This is a genomic window from Lapillicoccus sp., assembly GCF_046595215.1.
GTDB lineage: Bacteria > Actinomycetota > Actinomycetes > Actinomycetales > Dermatophilaceae > Lapillicoccus.
The window spans coordinates 21254-34439 of sequence record NZ_JBKJPP010000005.1 but is presented as its reverse complement, the minus strand read 5'-3'; the positions used below and the strand labels follow the sequence as shown (position 1 = coordinate 34439).

The 13186-nt window shown below is 71.9% G+C and carries 13 protein-coding genes; 6 read left to right on the top strand and 7 right to left on the bottom strand.

Going from position 1 to position 13186, the window contains the following annotated elements:
* The 3 genes from ACLL9L_RS00375 to ACLL9L_RS00365 form a co-directional block, all read right to left on the bottom strand.
* Positions 1–459: MFS transporter (locus ACLL9L_RS00375; protein WP_411282656.1), on the bottom strand; the 459-nt coding region annotated here is incomplete at its 3' end.
* Complete coding sequence (locus tag ACLL9L_RS00370) at positions 456–899, bottom strand: MarR family winged helix-turn-helix transcriptional regulator (protein WP_411282655.1); 444 nt, start codon at positions 897–899, stop codon at positions 456–458. The genes ACLL9L_RS00370 and ACLL9L_RS00375, both read right to left, overlap by 4 nt.
* A gap of 139 nt (positions 900–1038) precedes the next feature.
* On the bottom strand, positions 1039–2535 hold the full coding sequence (locus ACLL9L_RS00365; protein ID WP_411282654.1) for an NCS2 family permease: 1497 nt from the start codon (positions 2533–2535) through the stop codon (positions 1039–1041).
* An 89-nt stretch (positions 2536–2624) separates the two neighbouring features.
* Here ACLL9L_RS00365 and ACLL9L_RS00360 point away from each other — a divergent pair, with 89 nt between their 5' ends.
* Positions 2625–2870, top strand: a complete 246-nt coding sequence (locus ACLL9L_RS00360; protein WP_411282653.1) for a DUF2530 domain-containing protein — start codon at positions 2625–2627, stop codon at positions 2868–2870.
* Between the two features lie 25 nt (positions 2871–2895).
* Here the strand turns inward: ACLL9L_RS00360 and ACLL9L_RS00355 are convergent, their stop codons facing one another.
* The 3 genes from ACLL9L_RS00355 to ACLL9L_RS00345 form a co-directional block, all read right to left on the bottom strand.
* On the bottom strand, positions 2896–3639 hold the full coding sequence (locus tag ACLL9L_RS00355) for a DUF3027 domain-containing protein (protein ID WP_411282652.1): 744 nt from the start codon (positions 3637–3639) through the stop codon (positions 2896–2898).
* Between the two features lies 1 nt (position 3640).
* Positions 3641–4036, bottom strand: a complete 396-nt coding sequence (locus ACLL9L_RS00350) for a cold-shock protein (RefSeq protein ID WP_411282651.1) — start codon at positions 4034–4036, stop codon at positions 3641–3643.
* Between the two features lie 104 nt (positions 4037–4140).
* Positions 4141–5076: an aldose 1-epimerase family protein gene (locus ACLL9L_RS00345; protein WP_411282650.1), complete on the bottom strand. Its 936-nt coding sequence runs from the start codon at positions 5074–5076 to the stop codon at positions 4141–4143.
* 126 nt (positions 5077–5202) lie between these two features.
* Here ACLL9L_RS00345 and ACLL9L_RS00340 point away from each other — a divergent pair, with 126 nt between their 5' ends.
* The gene (locus tag ACLL9L_RS00340) at positions 5203–7491 is read left to right on the top strand and encodes a helicase-associated domain-containing protein (protein WP_411282649.1); all 2289 of its coding nucleotides are present in this window, start codon (positions 5203–5205) and stop codon (positions 7489–7491) included.
* 34 nt (positions 7492–7525) lie between these two features.
* Here ACLL9L_RS00340 and ACLL9L_RS00335 read toward each other — a convergent pair whose 3' ends face one another.
* Positions 7526–8458: a hydroxymethylglutaryl-CoA lyase gene (locus tag ACLL9L_RS00335; RefSeq protein ID WP_411282648.1), complete on the bottom strand. Its 933-nt coding sequence runs from the start codon at positions 8456–8458 to the stop codon at positions 7526–7528.
* 125 nt (positions 8459–8583) lie between these two features.
* On the opposite strand from ACLL9L_RS00335, the gene ACLL9L_RS00330 reads away from it, so the two are divergent.
* The 4 genes from ACLL9L_RS00330 (at position 8584) to ACLL9L_RS00315 (ending at position 12944) form a co-directional block, all read left to right on the top strand.
* Positions 8584–9081 carry a hypothetical protein gene (locus tag ACLL9L_RS00330; protein ID WP_411282647.1) on the top strand — a complete coding sequence of 166 codons (498 nt, stop codon included), beginning with the start codon at positions 8584–8586 and terminating at the stop codon, positions 9079–9081.
* Positions 9078–9500 (top strand): hypothetical protein, encoded by a 423-nt coding sequence (locus tag ACLL9L_RS00325; protein ID WP_411282646.1) that lies wholly within the window; start codon positions 9078–9080, stop codon positions 9498–9500. Before ACLL9L_RS00330 ends, ACLL9L_RS00325 begins: the two co-directional genes overlap by 4 nt.
* Before the next feature lie 40 nt (positions 9501–9540).
* The gene (locus ACLL9L_RS00320) at positions 9541–11181 is read left to right on the top strand and encodes a DNA repair helicase XPB (RefSeq protein WP_411282645.1); all 1641 of its coding nucleotides are present in this window, start codon (positions 9541–9543) and stop codon (positions 11179–11181) included.
* Positions 11182–11780: 599 nt separating this feature from the next.
* Positions 11781–12944 carry a glycoside hydrolase family 76 protein gene (locus ACLL9L_RS00315; RefSeq protein ID WP_411282644.1) on the top strand — a complete coding sequence of 388 codons (1164 nt, stop codon included), beginning with the start codon at positions 11781–11783 and terminating at the stop codon, positions 12942–12944.
* Positions 12945–13186 lie beyond the last annotated feature (242 nt).

The following is a 13186-nucleotide window of genomic DNA, read 5'->3' as shown; positions in this document are numbered from 1 at the left end:
GGCGTTGAACGACGCACTGTTGAGGGACACCGCGTTGCTGAGGGACTCGCGCGGGACCATCTCGGAGACGAAGGTCTGTCGGGCCGGGTTGTCGACGGCGGTGGCGATGCCCTGGAGAAAGGCGAGGACGTAGACGTGCCAGAGCGCGACGGTGCCGCTCAGCACCAGGGCTGCGAGGAGCAAGGCCGACAGGGCCAGGAACGACTGGGTGATCAGGAGGATGCGCCGTTTGCTGAACCTGTCGGCGATCATCCCTGTCACGGGCGCCAGCAGCAGGAACGGCAGGAACTGCAGCCCGGTCACGGCACCGAGCGCCGTGGAGGAGTGGTTGGTGAGCTGGGTCAGGACGAGCCAGTCCTGCGCGACCCTGCCCATCCACGTGCCGGTGTTGGAGAGGAGGGAGCCGGCGGCGTAGATGCGGTAGTTGCGGATCGAGAGGGAGGAGAAGGTCGGGCTCATTCGCCGGCTACCCGGGTCAGGATCTCGGTGGCCCGCGTGAGGACCTCCTGCTCCTCGGGGGTGAGCACCGAGACGCGGCTGGACATCCAGGCGTCGCGCCTGCGCCGGATTGCCCGAAGCGTCCGGCGGCCGTCGTCGGTCAGGGAGAGGATCACCTGACGACCGTCGCTGGGGTCGTCCTGGCGCGAGACGAGCTTCCGCTCCACGAGCGCGGCGACCGTGCGGGTCATGCTCGGCTTGGCGACCCGCTCGAGCTCGGCGAGCTCGCCCGGGGTGCGCGGGGCGTCCTCGAGCCGGCAGAGGACGGAGAACTGGTGCGGGGCCACGTCGTGACTGGACTCGAAGCGCACCCGCCGGCTGATCCGCATGCAGGCGAGGCGCAGGTCGCTCGCCATGTGGGCGAGCTCCTGCGCCGAGATGGTGTGGGGTTTCGTAGGCATCGATCGTTAGCATAACTCATTACCTGTGCTAACGACATTCGGGGCGGCCTCCGGCGCCCGGACGCAGGTATGCCGGATGCCCACCGTGGGAGGTGGGCACCCGGCATACCCGGGGGCCGTGGCCTGGGTCTGGGCCGCGTCAGGAGACGCCGAGCAGTCCCTTGAGCGGGTCGATCGCGAAGTAGACGACGAACAGGGCGGCGACGAGCCACATCAACGGGTGGATGGCCGACGTCTTGCGCCGGACCAGCTTGAGGAAGACGTAGGTGACGAAGCCCGCGCCGATGCCGACCGTGATCGAGTAGGTGAACGGCATGAGGACGATGGTGAGGAACGCCGGGATGGCGATCTCGAGATCGTCCCAGTCGATGCCCTTGACCTGCTGCATCATCAGGAAGCCGACAACGACGAGGGCCGGGGTCGCCGCCTCGTAGGGAACGATCGACACGAGCGGCGCGAGGAAGGTGGCGAAGAGGAAGAGCACCCCGGTGACGACGGACGCCAGGCCGGTGCGGGCCCCCTCCCCGACCCCCGAGGCGGACTCGATGTATGCCGTGTTGCTGCTGACGCTGCCCACGCCGCCGGCGATCGCGGCGAGCGAGTCGACGACGAGGATGCGCTCGGAGTGCGGCGGGTTGCCCTCCTCGTCGAGCAGGCCGGCCTCGGCGCCGATGGCGACCATCGTGCCCATCGTGTCGAAGAAGTCGGCGAGCATCAGGGTGAAGACGAGCAGGCAGGCCGCGATGATGCCGATCTTGCTGAACGACCCGAAGAGGCTGAAGTGCCCGAGCAGCCCGAAGTCGGGCACGTCGAGGATCTGCGACGGCAGGGCCGGCACGTTGAGCCCCCAGCCGGCGGGGTTGACGACCTTGCCCGTCGCATCGCTCTGGCTGCCGACCCTGAAGACCGCCTCGACGACGATCGCGAGGACGGTGGCGCCGACGATGCCGTAGAGGATCGCGCCCTTCACCTTGAGCACGATCATCGCGATGATGGACAGCAGCCCGACGATGAAGACGACCATCGGCCAGCCGTTGAGGAAGCCGCCGATGCCGAGCTCGACCGGGGTCGGCCCGGCGGGCTTGCGCACGACCCCGGCGTCGACCAGCCCGATGATGGTGATGAAGAGGCCGATGCCGACGGAGATCGCCGTCTTCAGTTGGGCCGGCACCGCCTTGAGCACCGCGGTCCGGAAGCCGGTCAGCACCAGGATCGTGATGACGATGCCCTCGAGGACCACGAGGCCCATCGCGTCGGCCCAGGTCATCTGCGGCAGCTTCGCGATCCCGAACGCCACGAAGGCGTTCAGCCCGAGACCCGTCGCCAGGGCAAGGGGGTAGTTGGCGACCATCCCCATGAGGATCGTCATGACGCCCGCGACGAGGGCAGTGGCCGCCGCGACGAGCAGCTTGGCCCGGCCGATGTCCCCTCCCCCGAGGAACCCGCCGGTGCTGTCGGCCTGGGTGCCGATGATCAGCGGGTTGAGCACGACGATGTAGGCCATCGTGAAGAACGTGACCAGACCACCTCGGACCTCCCGGCCGACGCTCGAACCGCGCTGGGTGATGGAGAAGAACCGGTCCAGAGAGCTCCCGGCGGCGCCGCGTGGCGCCGGGGCAGTGGAAATTTTCGACATGGCGCAGAGGCTAGCGCCCGGGTGTTTCGGCGTCGTTGCGCGCGCGCCGCGAGCCCGGGGCAGCAGCGGCCAGCGCATAGGCTGGGCCGGTGAGCGAGCAGCAGGGGGAGCAGTCGGAGCGTCAGCCGGTCGAGGCGCTCGCGCTGCCCATGCTGCGCATCGTGGAGTGGGGTGTCGCCGCCTGGGCGCTCGCCCTGGTGCTCACCCTCGCGGTCCCGACCCTGCACGGCGGCCCGCGCTGGTGGTGGCCGTGGTGCTGCGCGGCCGGCATCGTCCTCGGCGGGATCGGCTGGACCTACCTGCGCCGGGGCCGCGGCAACGCCGCCGACGCCTGAACAGGCCCGTCCACGAAAAGGGCGCTCAGACGAGCAGGTCCACCGCGAACTCGTCGACGATCGGCGTCCCGATCTGCTCCGGCGGGGCCGACGGGACGTCGCTCTCGCTGTGGGCGCCGCAACCGTGGTCGAGGCTGACGACCGTGCCGTCAGAGGGCGACCACTCGTTGGCGCAGACCCCGAAGACCGCCCGCAGCGCACCGGCCATGGGCACGAAGTAGCCACAGGTCGCGCACGCGTCGGGAGTCTTCTCGGCCACTGCGGCGGTCGGTCCGTGCTCGCCCTCGTACCACCGCTGGGCCGCGACCTCGCGACCCTCGGCGGACAGGACCCGCTTGCGCCCGAGCCCGAGCTCGACGAACCCGACCTGGTCCACGTCCTCGTCGCCGGTCGCCTCGAAGCCGGGCTCGAGGTAGGAGTCGTCGTCCTTGTAGGGCAGCACGTCGCCGGCCCCGAGGTCACCGGGAGCCAGCCGCTCGGCATACGGGAGCCACTGGGGAGACAGGACCGACCCGGCGCCGGGCACGAGGTTGGTCTCGCAGACCGTGGCGGACTTCTGGCGAGGGGCGCGCGCGACGCTGACCGCCCAGCGCCAGCCGCGGAAGCCGAGCGAGGCGCACTCGAAGTAGTGCGTGCCGAGCCGCTCGGCGTCCATCAGCATCTCAAGGTGGGCGCCGACGGAGCCCGGCTCGGCGATCTCCAGCAGCGCGGTGCGGGCGAGGTCGCTCGCCGCGAGCAGGGTCGGGTCGGTCTTGACGTCGGCAGCCATGTCAGCCCTCCAGGTCGGCGGCAACGGCCCGGAGCACCTGGGCGACCTTGCCCGCAGCGTCCTTCTCGGGGTACTTGCCGCGGCGCAGCGTGTTCGAGACGTTGTCGAGGAGCGCGATGACGTCCTCGACGATGACGACCATGTCCTCGGCCGGCTTGCGGTGGGCAGCCCGTTGCGAAGCGGCGATGGACGGGGTGGGGTCGAGGACACGGACCGACAGGGCCTGGGCGCCGCGGCGGCCCTCGACGACCCCGAACTCGACGCGGGTGCCCCCCTTGAGGGCGGTGATCCCCTCGGGGAGCGCGTTGGCGTGCAGGAACACGTCGGCGCCCTCGTCGTCGGAGAGGAAGCCGAAGCCCTTCTCCGTGTCGTACCACTTGACCTTGCCAGTCGGCATGGGTCCACCTCTTGCTCTCGGTCCTGTCGTGGGCACGACCCACGGGCGCTCGTTGCGCAACACCTCAGCCTAACGGCCCTGCGCAAGCAGGTATTACCCCGCTTTCACCGCGCGACACGGATCCCCCACGTGCCGGTGTGCGCCTGCCCTGGGTCGATGAGGAGCAGGTCCTGCCCCGAGTTGAACGCGTCGGGCGGGCAGGTCATCGGCTCGACCGCGATGCCGTTGCTCCCCTCCGTCGCCGAGGTGGCGCGCCCGGTGTAGACCTGCAGCCAGGGGTAGGCCCGGTCGCCCCACACTGTGACGTCGCCGCCGGGCAGACCACCCACGGTGACCTCCCAGCGCCCGTCGTCGCCGCGCTGCAGGTCGGTGAAGGCGGTGTCGAGGGCGGTGTCACCCATGGCTCGCGCCAGCGTGAAGTCGTATGCCGTGCCGGCGCTCGGGTGCGTCGCCACCGGCAGGAGCCGCTCGGGGTCGACCTCGAGGTAGCGGCCCCCGGGGACGGTCAGCGACAGGTCGGCGAGCGGGACGTCGCCGACCGAGACATAGGGGTGGGCGCCGTAGCCGTAGGGCGCCCGGGTGGTGCCGACGTTGCGGGCCGTGGTCGTCACGGTGAGGCCCTCGTCAGTGAGGACGTAGCGCGTCGACAGGTCGAGCAGCCACGACCACCCCGGCTGAGGGTGGAGCCGGTGGGCCAGCGTGACGCTGTCGCCGGTCTGCTCGGCGAGGATCCAGGCAGCCCAGCGGACGAGGCCGTGGCTCGCGTTGTGCCGGGTCGGCTCGGTGAGGGGGAGCTCGTGGCCGGCGCCGTCGACGTCGTAGCGGCCGTCCCGGAGACGGTTCGGCCACGGGATGAGCTGCTGACCGCGTCCGGCGGTCGCCATGTCGCCGGCGGGATAGCCGGCCATGATGTCGAGCCCACCCCGGGTAAAGGTGCGGATGCCGCCGCCGACCTCGACGACGACGACCTCGCACCCGCCGCGTCGGATCGTCCACTGGACGCCGCTGGGCCGGGCTGGGGACTCGGGACCGGAGCTCACGACATCCACCGTAGGGCCGCGGCGTCACCGTCGTGCCCGCGGCCTCGACCGTCGTGCCCGCGTCGGCCGGCGGCGCCCGGGCCGAAGGCGTCACCCGGGCCGCGACGAGGCGATTACGGTTGACCCATGCCCCCCAGACTCCCGACCACCGCGGCGCCGAACGCCGCCCGGAGCCTGGCCGACGACATCCGGGGCCGCACCGACGCCGAGCTGACCCGTCTCGTCCTCGGTCGACCCGACCTGGCGCGGCCGGCACCTGCCGACCTCACGTCACTCGCGGCCCGGGCCAGCACCAGGGCCAGCGTCCAGCGCTGCATCGAGACCCTTGACCGCGCGCAGATCCAGGTGTTGGAGGCGGTCATCGTCGCCGGCGACGGGGCCGACCCGGCGGGGGTCTCCCGCCTGCTCGGGGTCGAGGTCGACGTGCAGCCCTTCCTCGACCGGCTGGCGGAGCTCGCGCTGCTGTGGCGCGGCGCCGACGGGCTCCACGTCGTGCGGACGGTGCCCGAGGTCCTGGGGGCGCATCCGGCCGGGCTCGGCCCGACGACGGCCGAGCTGCGCGGCAGCGTGCCCTCGTCGTTGGGCGACCCTGCGCAGCTGCGCGCCCTCATCGACTCGGCCCCGGCCGGTGCCCGGGCCATCCTCGACAAGCTGGCCTGGGGCCCGCCGCTGGGGGTGCTGAGCCCCACCGGGCCCGGCTCGACCTCCGCACGCTGGCTGCTCGAGCACCAGCTCGTCGCCGCGGTGTCTGGCGACCGGGTCGTCCTGCCGCGGGAGGTGGGTCTGGCGCTGCGGGACGGGCGGATCCACCGCGAGGTCCGGCTCACGCCGCCCGACGCCACCACCTCCGACGTCGGGCTCGACGCGGTCGACGCCGCCGCCGGCGGCCAGGTGAGCGACCTCCTCGCCCTCGTCGAGGAGGTCGCCGAACGGTGGGGACCCGAACCCCCCCGGGTTCTGCGCACCGGCGGCCTGTCGGTCCGCGACCTGCGCCGCCTGACCGAGGAGCTGGATCTCGAACCCGACCGCGCGGCGTGGATCGTCGAGCTCGTGCATGCCGCCGGCCTCGTCGCCGACGACGGCGAGCTCGTGCCGGTGTGGGCGCCGACGGCGGCCTTCGACGAGTGGCTCGGTCACGACGCCGGCGCCCGCTGGGCCAGACTGGTCACCGCCTGGCGGGCCTCGACGCGGGCCGCGCACCTCGTGGGCACCAAGCCGTCGGGCGGCCCTTCCCCGGCAAACGCCCTCGGGCCGGACATCCACTGGCCACCGATCCGCGCCATCCGCACCGAGGTCCTCACCGAGCTCGGCCAGCTCGAGCCCGGGTGTGCCGGGGCGACCGACTCCCTCGTCGAGCGGCTGCTGTGGCGACGCCCCCTGCGCAACGCACGGCTGCTCGGTGAGGCCGCAGTCGGTGTGCTGCGCGAGGCGGAGTGGCTCGGGGTGACCGGCCGCGGCGCCCTCTCGAGCGCGGGACGCTCACTCCTCGACGGCGCCGAGGGCCCGGACCTCGCCCGCCTCATGTCGGCTCACCTGCCGTCGCCGGTCGACCACGTCCTGATGCAGGCCGACCTCACCGCGATTGCCCCCGGTCCCCTCGAGGGCAGCCTGGCCCAGCTGATGCGGCTCAGCGCCGAGGTCGAGTCCCGGGGCGGCGCCACGGTCTACCGCTTCACGCCCGCCTCGGTCCGCCGGGCGCTCGACACCGGGTGGACCGCCGACGAGCTCGTCGAGTCGCTGCGCCGCTCCAGCCGCACCGGGGTGCCCCAGCCGGTGGAGTACCTCGTCCGGGACGTCGGGCGTCGGCACGGCCAGACCCGGGTCGGCGCGGCCACGGCATACATCCGCAGCGACGACGAGGCGGTCCTCGAGGCGATGGTGGCCGACCGGTCGCTCTCGTCCATCCAGCTGCGCCGGCTCGCGCCGACGGTCCTCGTCTCCCCCGCCGACCCCCTCGTGCTGCTGGAGCTGTTGCGCGAGAGCGGATATGCGCCGGTGCAGGAGGGACCGGACGGCTCCGTCGTCGTGGCGGTGACCGCCCAGCGGCGCGCCTCCGGGCGCCGGGCGGCGGCGGCCCCGGCGGTGACGACGGTCGACGCGTCCTTCACGGCGTCCCTCGTCGAGGGACTTCGCGCCGCGGAGGACTCCGCCGACTTCCTCCGGGCCCAGGACACCCGCGACGGCAAGCCGCGGCTGCTCCCCACGGACCCGACGGTCACCCTCTCGGCGTTGCGCGACGCGGCGGCCGACCGGCACGGGGTGTGGATCGGTTATGCCGACCCGACCGGGCGGACCACGAAGCTCCTCTTCTATCCCGTGCGGGTGGAGGGCGGTCGGGCCTTCGGTGCCCTCTCGGACAGCACCGACGAACGGGCCTTCTCGATCCACCGGATCACCGGGGTGGCCCCGGTCTGACCGGGCGCCCCGATCGCGTTGCCCGACACCGGGATCACCGTGCTGCGAGGGCCGTGACGACGCGGGACGGGGACGGCCGACCGAGCTGCCCGGCCATCCAGGCACTCGTCTCGACGAGGGCGTCGAGGTCGACCCCGGTCTCGACGCCGGCCCCGTGCAGGGCCCACACGAGGTCCTCGGTCGCAAGGTTGCCGGTCGCGCTCCCGGCGTAGGGACAGCCGCCGAGCCCACCCGCGGCGGCGTCGACGACGCTCACACCGTCGGCCAGCGCCGCGAGGGTGTTGGCGAGCGCCTGACCGTAGGTGTCGTGGAAGTGCACGCCAATGCGGTCCGGCCGGATCTCTTGGCGCCCCAACGCTTCCAGCAGCGTGTGCACGTGTCCGGTCGTTCCGGTGCCGATGGTGTCGCCGAGGCTGAGCTGGTCGCAGCCGAGGTCCATGAGCCGGACCGCGACGTCGACCACCTGCGGCACCGGCACGTCGCCCTCCCACGGGTCGCCGAAGCACATCGAGACATAGCCGCGGACCCAGAGCCCGGCCTCCCTGGCCCGCTCGACGACGGGGGCGAACATCGCCACCGACTCGTCGACGCTGCGGTTGAGGTTGCGGCGGGCAAACGTCTCCGTGGCGCTGCCGAAGATCGCAATCGCCTGGACCCCGGACTCGAGGGCGCGGTCGAGCCCACGCTCGTTGGGGACGAGGACCGGGCGGTTGCGTCCCACGCCCTCGGCGCCGAGCGCGGCCAGCACCTGCGTCGCGTCGCCGAGCTGCGGCACCCACGTCGCCGGGACGAAGGACGTCGTCTCAATGATCGGCAGCCCGGCCGCCGCGAGCCGCCGGACGAACTCGACCTTGACGTCGGTGGCGACGACGGACGTCTCGTTCTGCAGCCCGTCCCGCGGTCCGACCTCGTAGATCGTCACGCGTGCGGGCAGCCCCTGCGCTGGCTCGACCTGCGGTGTTCTCATCACGCCTCCCGGCGACATCCTCGCAGCCGCGCCCGCCGGTCGCCCCGGGCGGTAGATTTCCACCCGGGGGCAGACGCCCCACAACCACCAGCAGGTCGTCGAGCGGTCGCCACGGGGGACGCATCATGAGCACGAACTGGACGGACCCGAGTGGGGACGACTCCGCGCGGCACACCGGCGAACCCCGCCGCGGCGGCAGCCCCCAGGACGCCCCGGTGCCTCCGCCCTACCCGCCGGCCGCCGGCCCGGCATACCCGGGCCAGCCCTACCCCTCCCAGCCCTACCCCTCCCAGGCGTACCCCTCCCAGCCCTACCCCGGCTGGGACGGGCCTCCGAATGGTCCGGGCGCGGGCGGGCCCTACTTCTCCCCCGTGGCCCCCCGGACCGGCTCGGCCGTGACGCTGGTCGTCCTCTCTGCGCTCATGACCCTGTTCGGCTGCGGCCTGGGCATCCCCAGCCTCGTGATGTCGATCGTCGCGCTGGCCAAGGGAGCGCGCGACGGCGCGGGTGCCAACCGGGTGCTGCGGGCGGGGTGGATCACCTTCGGCGTGCTCGCTGTGCTCGTCGTGGTCTTCTGGGTCATCTGGGCCGTCGCGCTCACCTCCAGGTCCACCCAGCGATGAGTGAGACCCCGCCCGAGCAGCGGCGCCGGCCGGACCTGTCGCCCGAGTCGTCCTTCGGCGCCGCGCCCGGCAGCTCGCCGTGGCCCCAGGGCGGCTTCAACTCCCCGCCGTACGGCGACGGCCATCCGCAGCAAGGCGGCTCGCCCCAGCAGCCGTATGCCGGGTCCGCCGCCGTCGCGGTGGGTTTCCCCCGCAACACCGCCGTCCTGCTCGTACTGTCCGTCCTGGGCGTGGTCCTCACCGGGATCATCGGCATCCCCAGCGCCGTCATCGCCGCGCTCGCCTGGCACCGGCACCGCACCGACCCGCCGGCCGCGGCCCGGCGGACGACGATCGGGTGGATCGTCCTCGGCGTCAACGTCGCGATCGGGATGCTCGTGCTCATCCCGTTCTACATCTGGGCCTCCAACAACCGGTGAATGGAACAAAGCGTCCGGCCGCCACCGTTGACCCGACATCATGACTGACGGCCCCCTCATCGTCCAGAGCGACAAGACCCTGCTCCTCGAGATCGACCACCCGGGTTCCCAGGCCGCACGCCGCGACATCGCGCCGTTCGCGGAGCTCGAACGGGCGCCCGAGCACGTCCACACCTACCGGATCACCCCGCTCGGTCTGTGGAACGCCCGCGCGGCCGGCCACGACGCCGAGCAGGTCGTCAACGCCCTGCTGACGCACTCCCGGTATGCCGTACCGCAGGCCCTGCTCATCGACATCGCCGACACGATGGCCCGCTACGGCCGCCTCTCCCTCGAGAAGCACCCCTCTCACGGGCTGACGCTCCACACCACGGACCGGCCCGTGCTCGAGGAGATCCTGCGGCACAAGAAGATCCAGCCACTGCTCGGCGTGCGGGTCGACGACCTCACCGTCGCGGTGCACCCGTCCGAGCGCGGTCACCTCAAGCAGGAGCTCCTCAAGGTCGGCTGGCCCGCGGAGGACCTCGCCGGATACGTCGACGGCGAGGCCCACCCGATCGAGCTCGACCTGAGCGGGTGGAGCCTGCGGCCCTATCAGCAGCAGGCGATCGACGGGTTCTGGTACGGCGGGTCAGGCGTCGTCGTCCTGCCCTGCGGCGCCGGCAAGACCCTCGTCGGGGCCGGGGCGATGGCCGCCGCCAAGGCCACCACCCTCATCCTCGTGACCAACACCGTCTCGGCCCGGCAGTGGAAGGACGAGCTGCTGCGACGCACCTCGCTGACCGAGGACGAGATCGGTGAGTACTCGGGCGCCCGCAAGGAGATCCGGCCGGTCACGATCGCGACCTACCAGGTCCTCACGACCAAGCGCAAGGGCGTCTACACCCACCTCGACCTGCTCGACGCCCGCGACTGGGGACTCGTGCTCTACGACGAGGTCCACCTCCTGCCCGCACCGATCTTCCGGATGACCGCCGACCTGCAGGCCCGCCGCCGACTCGGTCTGACGGCCACGCTGGTGCGTGAGGACGGCCGTGAGGGCGACGTCTTCTCGCTCATCGGTCCCAAGCGCTACGACGCCCCTTGGAAGGACATCGAGGCGCAGGGCTACATCGCGCCGGCCGACTGCGTCGAGGTGCGGGTCTCCCTGCCGGACGGTCAGCGGATGGCCTACGCCATGGCCGAGCCGGAGGAGCGTTACCGCCTCGCGTCGTGCAGCGACGCCAAGGACGCCGTCGTCGAGCAGCTCGTCGCCAAGCACCGCGGCGAGCCCACCCTCGTCATCGGCCAGTACCTCGACCAGCTCCAGGGCCTCTCCGAACGCCTCGGCGCCGAGGTCATCACCGGCGAGACGTCGGTGGCCGTGCGTCAGAAGCTCTACCAGGCCTTCCGGGTCGGCGAGATCGACCTGCTCGTCGTCAGCAAGGTCGCGAACTTCTCGATCGACCTGCCCGAGGCGAGCGTCGCGATCCAGGTCTCCGGCACCTTCGGCTCCCGTCAGGAGGAGGCCCAGCGTCTCGGCCGCGTCCTGCGCCCCAAGGGTGACGGCCGCACGGCGCACTTCTACACCGTGGTCGCCCGGGACACCGTCGACGCGGACTTCGCCGCCCACCGGCAGCGCTTCCTGGCCGAGCAGGGCTACGCCTACCGCATCGTCGACGCGGACGACCTGCCGGTCTGAGCCCCACCTCGTATGCCGTTCGCGCCCTGCCGGGGTGAGTGGTAGCGCGACGGATCCGGGCGCACCCCAGCGGACCGTAGCCCTGGTCGCACACGCCTTCGCGGCCGAGAGCCCCATGCGGTGTCGGCACAGCCCGCATCTGCTGGTGATGCCGGTGATCTTCAGGGACATTTCGCTCAGCCGTGGTGGCTGCTTGCCTGTGGAGGTGGAGGTGCGCCGAGGGGCTGGCTGCCCGGTCCGCGACAGATGCGCAGCTTCGCAGTCAGCCTCCTGACCGCACCGAGGGGGTAGGGAACCCGTCAGTTGAGAGCGGCTGCCCGTTCCAGCCGATCGAGGCTGGCGGTCTCGTGCTGCGACTCCATGGCGATCGCGTCGGCGCGGCACAGCGGCCGTCTTGCGCGGTCGGATCAGCGGGGAGAGGCTTGCCAGATGGCGATGGGGGAGGACGCGGTGGTGGTCGATGCGGTGGCGGTCGATGCGGTGGCGTTCGAGGAGCTGAGCGAGACCCGGACCGTTGGGTCGTCCACGGTCAGACTGCTCCGGTGTCGTCAGCATCCACGGCGGTTTTCGCGGACGAATGTCCGGTGTCGACTCACGCAATGGGCACGAGGCACATAGTGGCGCTGGAGCCCGACGGTGGGGAGGACGCAGACCTGCACGTCTCCCACAGCTTCGAGGCACGAGCAGCCGAGGCCGAACACTCAGTTGTCTCGTTCTTCGGCGGCCGGCTGCTCGGGATTCCCCGCACGCACATCGCGCAGGTGGCATCCCCCGCGCCCGCCCGACTCGGTGGGCCATGGCACTACTGGTGGCAGGCGCACTACCTCGACGTGAACATCGACGCGGCCCTCCGGCGCCAGCGGCAGGGAAACATCGCTGCCGCCCGGCAGCTGGCGGTGCGCGGCGACCGCATCCTCGCGACCATCCGCTGGCGCAACTGGGCCCGGTTTCCCAACGCCTACTACGACGACATGGCGTGGCTCGTTCTTGCCGTTGGCCGGCTCCGGCTGTTGCACGACGCCTTGGGGGGGAAGCACCCTGACCGCCGGCTGCGTCGGGCGGAGCACGCACTCGCGGCACAGCTGCGGTCTGCCATGACCGAGGACCTGGGAGGCGGCCTGTTCTGGAACATCACGCGCGACTTCAAGAACGTCGCCGCGACCGCACCGTGGGCCCTCCACCTCGCCCGGACCGGCGAAACCGCGACCGCTCGCCGCCTCGTCGAGTGGATCTGTGCCCGCCTGGAGAGTGATGACCGCGGCCTCTTCATCGACGGCGTGCGTCTGGTCGACGGCGCCGAACAGGCTGTGCGAGACGTCTACACCTACAACCAGGGCTCGGTGCTGGGCGCCCTGCTCGCCCTCGGCGACGAGACGGACCTGGCGCGCGCGCGGGGGAACATCGCCGCCGTCGAGGACCGCCTCACCACCCGGCAGGGAGAAGGTCGCCCACTGCGCACCCACGGCGGCGGAGACGGCGGGCTCTTCACCGGGATCCTCGCCCGCTACCTCGCCCTTGCCGCCACCCATCCTGCGCTCGGCGACGAGGCACGGGCCACGGCGCAGCGGCTCGTGCTCGACACCGCCGAGGCGCTGTGGACCGGGCGCGACCTGAGGCACGTCGGGGGCCGCGGAGAGCTCACCGTCTTCTCGTCCGACCCGATGCAGCGAGCCTGCGACAACCAGCCCGCCGACGAGCCGGTGGAGATGTCGACGCAAGTGCAGGCGTGGACGATCCTCGAGGCCGCGGCAAGCATTCCTTAGCTCCGCAAGAGACCCCACGCGAGGCCATGCCGACACCGACTGTTTGACCCTCTCACGCATCAGCCACTCGACGCAGCGTCAAGCTGGTTGACGCCCCCTGCAGGCCGAGTCAGGTGCCTTGATGCGGCGTCAAGACGGCGGGCCCCCGGGGAAGAGACGCAGGAGCCAGCGGGCTGTGTGCCGCGCGGCATACCAGCTCACGCCACGGCTCCCAGCAAACTCACAGGATGCGCATACAGACT

What these genes read in the sequence shown, in the direction of transcription:
- ACLL9L_RS00370 (WP_411282655.1), bottom strand. Translation starts at nt 899, where the DNA reads ATGCCTACGAAACCCCACACCATCTCGGCGCAGGAGCTCGCCCACATG.
- ACLL9L_RS00365 (WP_411282654.1), bottom strand. Translation starts at nt 2,535, where the DNA reads ATGTCGAAAATTTCCACTGCCCCGGCGCCACGCGGCGCCGCCGGGAGC.
- ACLL9L_RS00355 (WP_411282652.1), bottom strand. Translation starts at nt 3,639, where the DNA reads ATGGCTGCCGACGTCAAGACCGACCCGACCCTGCTCGCGGCGAGCGAC.
- ACLL9L_RS00350 (WP_411282651.1), bottom strand. Translation starts at nt 4,036, where the DNA reads ATGCCGACTGGCAAGGTCAAGTGGTACGACACGGAGAAGGGCTTCGGC.
- ACLL9L_RS00340 (WP_411282649.1), top strand. Translation starts at nt 5,203, where the DNA reads ATGCCCCCCAGACTCCCGACCACCGCGGCGCCGAACGCCGCCCGGAGC.
- ACLL9L_RS00335 (WP_411282648.1), bottom strand. Translation starts at nt 8,458, where the DNA reads ATGAGAACACCGCAGGTCGAGCCAGCGCAGGGGCTGCCCGCACGCGTG.
- ACLL9L_RS00330 (WP_411282647.1), top strand. Translation starts at nt 8,584, where the DNA reads ATGAGCACGAACTGGACGGACCCGAGTGGGGACGACTCCGCGCGGCAC.
- ACLL9L_RS00325 (WP_411282646.1), top strand. Translation starts at nt 9,078, where the DNA reads ATGAGTGAGACCCCGCCCGAGCAGCGGCGCCGGCCGGACCTGTCGCCC.
- ACLL9L_RS00320 (WP_411282645.1), top strand. Translation starts at nt 9,541, where the DNA reads ATGACTGACGGCCCCCTCATCGTCCAGAGCGACAAGACCCTGCTCCTC.
- ACLL9L_RS00315 (WP_411282644.1), top strand. Translation starts at nt 11,781, where the DNA reads ATGGGCACGAGGCACATAGTGGCGCTGGAGCCCGACGGTGGGGAGGAC.